Origin of the sequence: Zavarzinella formosa DSM 19928 (genome assembly GCF_000255705.1) — a bacterium.
Lineage (GTDB): Bacteria > Planctomycetota > Planctomycetia > Gemmatales > Gemmataceae > Zavarzinella > Zavarzinella formosa.
In genome coordinates, this window is record NZ_JH636439.1 from 1952374 (window position 1) to 1958178 (window position 5805).

A 5805-nucleotide genomic window follows, 5' to 3' on the forward strand; every position below is an offset into this window, starting at 1 on the left:
CCTGAAACGGAATTCGCTTTCCTTCTGCTTTGCCAACTATGGGCGAGGTACATGGATGCCGAACGCGAGGGCATGGACACCATCAAACTCGTGTGCTTGGCAAAACAGGTTCAAAACCTCTTGAAGAGTTTCGGCATGTTGCCTGATTCACGGAAACGCATGGGGTTAGCGAAGAAAGCAAGCCTTGCGGATGTGTTGGCAACGAGGATGAACGATGCCAAACAAGCCTAAACCTGTTCAAGCCATCAAGCAACACCAGCCGCCAAAGCGGAAACTGACCACGGCAGAGAGAGACTACGGCAGCAATCACGAGCGTTACCGTACCCAGGTCATGCAAGAGCATCCATTGTGCCAGTATCGAGGGACAGACTGCACGGGGTTTAGCGAACATGCTCATCACCTCGTGAGACCGGCGACAGGACCAGAGTCTTACATGGCAGTTTGTGAGAAGTGTCATCAGGAGATTCACAGACGGGAACGGGATGCAATGTAACCGCCCGCCAGAGTGGGCAATTCGCACGCTTGCCGATTCCAGGGCGCTGGAAATGGGCTGTTATTGGCAGCAATCGAAAGGTGATGAAGTCGTTTCCTTTGCCCATGCCTTCTTTCAAAGCCAATTCTCGACAGGCAAATTCACTCTTTACCAGTGGCAAGAGCGTTTCATCAGGTCTGTTTACTCTTGGAGACTGCCTACGGGCAAGCGAAGGTTTCGTTATGCCAATCTGCACATAGCAAAGAAGGCGGGCAAAACGATGCTCACGAGTATCATTTGCGCCTTTGAACTTCTTTGCGGGAAAGAACCCAGCCCGATGGTTTTGGCTGGGGCATGTTCGATTGAGAATGCCGGACAGATTTACAACGAGGTGAAACATTCCTTCAGCCAGTCTGGTTTAGCCGAGTTCTTGGAGTTCACCGACTACAGGAAAACCATCTTCTACGCAGAGAACAACGCCAGATTCAAGGTTGTTTCCAAGTCTGGAGAACAGGGACCAAACGCCACTTGCGTGATTCTGGATGAGGCGGCATTCCACACTTCCGACAAGCTTTTCACCAGTCTTTCACCAGCCGGGAAACATCGTGACGATTCCATTTGCGTTTACATCAGCACAGCCGGGGATGATGTAAGCCATTTTTATTACTCGGATGTTTACCAGAAGAGCAAACGCATCATCGACGGGACCGACACAGATATCCTTTGGTACGCGCAGGTACACGAGGCAGACCCTGAATCAGACCTGTCAGACCCTGTTCAATGGCGTAAAGCCAATCCCAGCCCGTTTGATGAGTACCAATTCGGGTTAGAACTGGCGTCAGCAAAGGACAATTCAGGGGCTTTTTTAAATTTTAAAAGGAAGTTCCTCAACATTTGGACCAAAGCGGAAGAACACGCTTGGTTAGATGTTTCCGATTGGGACAAGCACGCCAATGAGGTGACAGAGGAACGGTTACGGGAATGTTCGGCATGGATCGGCGTAGACCTTTCGACCAGTGGGGCAGACCCTTCCTCTGTTTCCATCGTGTGGCACTTGCGAGAACAGCGTTTTCATGTGCGTTCATGGGCATGGACTACAGAGGATTCAACGAGGGAACGCAACAAATCCAACTTGCCGAAGTACAGTCAATTCATCGATCAGCAAAGTATGGTGATGACAGAGGGCGACAGGATTGATGATGCCCTGATTCTTGACCACATTTTCGCTTTGTGTCGGGATTATCGAGTGATGCAAATCAATTACGACCCGGCTTCAGGCGGTCACATTTTCATGGGACAGGTTGAGCGTGAAGGATGGAAAACAGCCCCGTTTCCTCCGTTTTTTAAATTTTATAACGGTGTGATGAGGGAGTTTGAACGCGCTTACAAGGAAATTCGCATCACTCACGACGGATCAAACACGGCTTGGCTGAAGTATTGCCTGTCAAATGTTCGCTTGGATGTGAACAAAGACGGGATGATTCGCCCATACAAGAAGAAATCGATAGACAAAATTGACGGCGCTGTTTCGTGTCTGGTCGCGTTCATCACGGCTTGTCAAGAGGCTGTGAACGATGATGCTCCAGCATTCCTAATGCTCTGAACTAAATAGGATGTGAAGCCAACAAAGACAAAAGCCAAGGCGAAAGCACAGCCAAGGACTCGAAACACCCATAGCCCCGCTTACCTGTTGTCCGAGGTGCCGGGAGACTATTTCAAAATCTCGAATCACCATGTCAATTCGACACAGGACGCACAGACTTTAAGCCCGTTCTTTGCGGCAATTCGCTTGTATGAACTCAGTTTTGGGAACATTCCCCTCGTGACCTACGAGGAAAAGCCTGACGGTAGCCGTGTGCAGATGAAGGGAACCAAGACCTATTACACCCTTCGGAATCGTCCTAATCCAGCGATGCCCCGCACTGTCTTTCAAAAGCTAATCGCCCGTAGGTTGTTTGAAACGGGAGAGTTTTTCGCCACGATCCAACGCAATATAAACGGGGATTTGTTGGCTCTTTACCCTATTCCTCGCGCCTATGTGTCGATGGTTCTGGTCGATGATTTATGGAACAAAACCTACTTCATTTACGATGGTTCCGGTCAACTGGAGAGCTATGACGACGATGAGATGATTCATCTCATGCTGTTCTCTGAAAACGGGATTCGAGGAAAGAGTATTCTTGACTACGCTTCACAGAGTCTTTCCCTTCATAAACAGGTTTTGGACTCGGCAACCAGCTATTACCAGAATGCCGCAAGACCTTCAGGGTATGTTCGGTTTCCCGGCAGGCTTGACGCAAAGGCACTGGAGAACTTGAAAGCAGGCTTCAAACAGGCATACGCATCCACGAGTAACACGGGGGCTTTGCCAATCCTCACGGATAACGGCGAATGGGTCACATTCCCGACCAGTACGGCGGCGGATGCTCAAATCGTAGAGGCTTTAAACAACTCTGTTGCCGATATTGCCCGATGGTTCAACCTCTCGCCTATGCGACTCGGCGCGCTGGAAAATGCTCATTACAACTCACTTGCAGCCGATCAGGCGAGTTTTTACAGCCAAAGTTTGATGCCGCTTTTGTCGGATATAGAGGACGAGTTCAACCATAAGATTTTCGCCGATCAGGAAGAGGTTTTTTGCGAGTTTGACACATCCAAAATTCTCAGAGGTGACCCGGAATCGGAACAGCAAATTAACTCGGCTTACATTCAGGCAGGGGTTTTACTCAGATCGGAAGTACGCGCATCCCTGAACCTGCCCTATGTGCCAGGACTAGACCAGCCGCTTGCCCCGGTGAACATGGGACAGGTTTCCTTGCCAGCGTTTCAACCAGTCAAACCAACCCCGGAGGATAACAATGGAACACCCCGCCCAACTGCGGACACGAACCCAAACCAGCCCGATTAATATCGCCGATAATCGACGCTTGACCTTTTACGCTTCTGTCTTTGACAGTCCGGCAATGGTTCGGGACATGGCTACGCCTCTGGGAATGGTTGCACGCTATCGAGAAACCATCAAACCCGGAGCGTTCAAGGACGCATTGAGCCAGTCGGGTGAAGTGCTGGCAAACATTGACCACGACGCAAGCCGGACATTTGCCAGGCGAACGACTGGAGAACTTCTGTTACAGGAGGATTCACGAGGTTTGTTTGCCACTTGTGAACTACCCAGAAACGAACTTGGCGACCACATCAGACGAGAGGTAGAGGCAGGACGGTTGCGGGGATGTTCGGTTCAAATGAGGACAGCGCCAGACCATGAGCAATGGACAGGTAGCGCCAATGATTTGAATTGTGACATCGTAGGTTGTTCACTCCAAGATGTTTGCTTGAATGACAACCCGGCATATCAGGCAACGGATGTGAGATTGAGGACGGACAGCGATAGACGATTCCGTGAGTGGTTGACTAGGCTTCGCGTTTTAAAAATTAAATAATGGTCTGGCTAAATATCCGTGAACCTAACTCACGGAGAAATATGGCGGACACTATTGCCATCAGATCGAGCAAAGAAATTGAAAATGAAAAGGCAAAGCTGATTGGCGAAGCGGAAGCCTTGCAAACCCGTAGCCGGACGGAAAACCTTTCACCGGAACAAGAGGCTGAACTTGAAAACTGCCTTAGTCGCGCTGAACAGTGCGATACCGAATTGGTGAAAGCCTATCGAGAGGAAAGGCTTGCTGTCCAGCGTGAACGGATGGCACAGCCTACCAGACCAGCCCCGCAAATTTTCACCCCCCAAAACCTGTTTGTCAGCAACGGCAGCAAAGCCGAGATGCAAGCCGAAGGGATGAGACTTTGGCTTCAGAGTCACACGGGCGAGGCTGACAGAACGAGCGGTGCCATTATGCGGGCGCGTTCTGCCGGGTTTGACCTTGGCGCCCCTACGGCAAAGATCGCTTGCGACTACAACGGCGGTTTCAACCGTAAGCGAACGATCCTTTCCAAAGGTGGTTCCGGTTCTGGTGCGGATTGGGTTCCAAAGACCTACTCTCAAAAAGTCACTGAGTATTTGACCCTTCAAAGCCCGTTGCTTTCGTACCTTCAAAGCGAAGTGACGAGCGACGGGAACGACCGAATTTATTTTAAGGTTGATGATACGGCTATGGTTGCCGACTACATCACAGCCAGTTCCGGCAGTGAAACCAGCCCGACCATTCCCGACACTAATCTTGCCACTTCCAGCGTTACCATCAAGGCTTTTGACCTTACTTCGGGTTTCCAGAAAGTGACTTACCAGAGTCTTCGGGACAGTGCCATTAATGTTGAGGAAAAGATTGCTCTCGCCAATGCAAATTCGTTCGCTCGAAAGATTGAACAGGATGTGATTTTGGGCGCGGCTAACGGTGCAAGTGCCATCGGTGGGATTCTGTTGTCTGGGACTCAATCCGGTTCGGACATTGAAATCTCTGATTTCGCAATCAGCCACGTTGAACAATGTGTGTTTGATGTTCCGCAACAGTACCGGAATAACCTCGTTTGGGTTGTTTCGCCTTCTATGGAAATGAAACTCCGCCAAGTGTTCAAGACGACCACGGGCAAGAGTTTGTTTGAAACGAACGCTTCTGACCCGGTTGGGATTCAGCGTTTGCTTGGTTACCCTGTTGTGGTTTCTCAGTACATGGCTAGTTTTGCGGCTGGGAACAAACCTTTGATGTTGTTCAACCCTGACCATTACATGCTTAGAGTGGTTGAAGGGCAAATCTTCCAAGTGATGCGCGAGCGGTTTGCCCCGCATGTGGCTTACATGGGTATTGCAAGCGTTGGCGGCGGGTGGCTGGGACCGGCGACTAGCAATCGGTGGATTAAGATTGTTGCCGATAGCTGATCTTTTTAAATTTTAAAACTCGCACCCAGCCTTTACCGGATGGGTTTTTTAATTTTTATAAACGCTCACTTTATTACTTGATGAACACAACTGAAGAACCAATCGAGATTGACACATATTCCTTTCGCAGTAGCGTTGAAGAATTTGAATATGCTCTCAAGTATTTTGAGGAAGAATTCATCGGGATTATGGGACATTTTAAAGACAGTTTTGCAAGCGCCAAAGAAAGCCTTGCGAGTGCCAAGAAAGATTTGGCAAATGGTGCAATCACGATCAAGAACGGCAATCGCGTTTTTGTGTATCACCCGTTTGCCAAAGCTGAGTAAAAGCCATCACACGAGGGATTCATACCTATGTGTACGATCTAAAAACCATCACTCCGCCAGTCTCCGAACCGGTCACCGTAGCCGAATTGAAGGCAGAACTACGCTTAAACACCACGGCAGAGGACACGATTCTAAATAGCTCCCACGTCGAACGAAAGTGCGAGTTTGCCGAAAAG

At 49.6% G+C, this 5805-nt stretch carries 6 protein-coding genes; all 6 read left to right on the plus strand.

Annotated features, from left to right (window positions below):
• Nucleotides 1-231: hypothetical protein (locus tag BGIM_RS0109260; RefSeq protein ID WP_238537566.1), on the plus strand; the 231-nt coding region annotated here is incomplete at its 5' end.
• 251 nt (nt 232-482) lie between these two features.
• Nucleotides 483-2075, plus strand: coding sequence for a terminase TerL endonuclease subunit (locus BGIM_RS0109265; RefSeq protein WP_020469505.1), 1593 nt, complete (start codon nt 483-485; stop codon nt 2073-2075).
• A gap of 12 nt (nt 2076-2087) precedes the next feature.
• Nucleotides 2088-3380 carry a phage portal protein gene (locus tag BGIM_RS0109270; RefSeq protein WP_029629881.1) on the plus strand — a complete coding sequence of 431 codons (1293 nt, stop codon included), beginning with the start codon at nt 2088-2090 and terminating at the stop codon, nt 3378-3380.
• Complete coding sequence (locus tag BGIM_RS68215; protein ID WP_084759761.1) at nt 3331-3912, plus strand: HK97 family phage prohead protease; 582 nt, start codon at nt 3331-3333, stop codon at nt 3910-3912. The genes BGIM_RS0109270 and BGIM_RS68215 overlap by 50 nt, the downstream gene beginning before the upstream one ends.
• A gap of 41 nt (nt 3913-3953) precedes the next feature.
• Nucleotides 3954-5303 carry a phage major capsid protein gene (locus BGIM_RS0109275; protein WP_020469507.1) on the plus strand — a complete coding sequence of 450 codons (1350 nt, stop codon included), beginning with the start codon at nt 3954-3956 and terminating at the stop codon, nt 5301-5303.
• A gap of 80 nt (nt 5304-5383) precedes the next feature.
• Nucleotides 5384-5629, plus strand: coding sequence for a hypothetical protein (locus tag BGIM_RS0109280; RefSeq protein ID WP_020469508.1), 246 nt, complete (start codon nt 5384-5386; stop codon nt 5627-5629).
• Nucleotides 5630-5805: the final 176 nt, after the last annotated feature.

Excerpts from the sequence above, each read along its gene's own strand:
- BGIM_RS0109265 (WP_020469505.1), top strand. The coding sequence starts at position 483 with ATGCAATGTAACCGCCCGCCAGAGTGGGCAATTCGCACGCTTGCCGAT.
- BGIM_RS68215 (WP_084759761.1), top strand. The coding sequence starts at position 3,331 with ATGGAACACCCCGCCCAACTGCGGACACGAACCCAAACCAGCCCGATT.
- BGIM_RS0109275 (WP_020469507.1), top strand. The coding sequence starts at position 3,954 with ATGGCGGACACTATTGCCATCAGATCGAGCAAAGAAATTGAAAATGAA.
- BGIM_RS0109280 (WP_020469508.1), top strand. The coding sequence starts at position 5,384 with ATGAACACAACTGAAGAACCAATCGAGATTGACACATATTCCTTTCGC.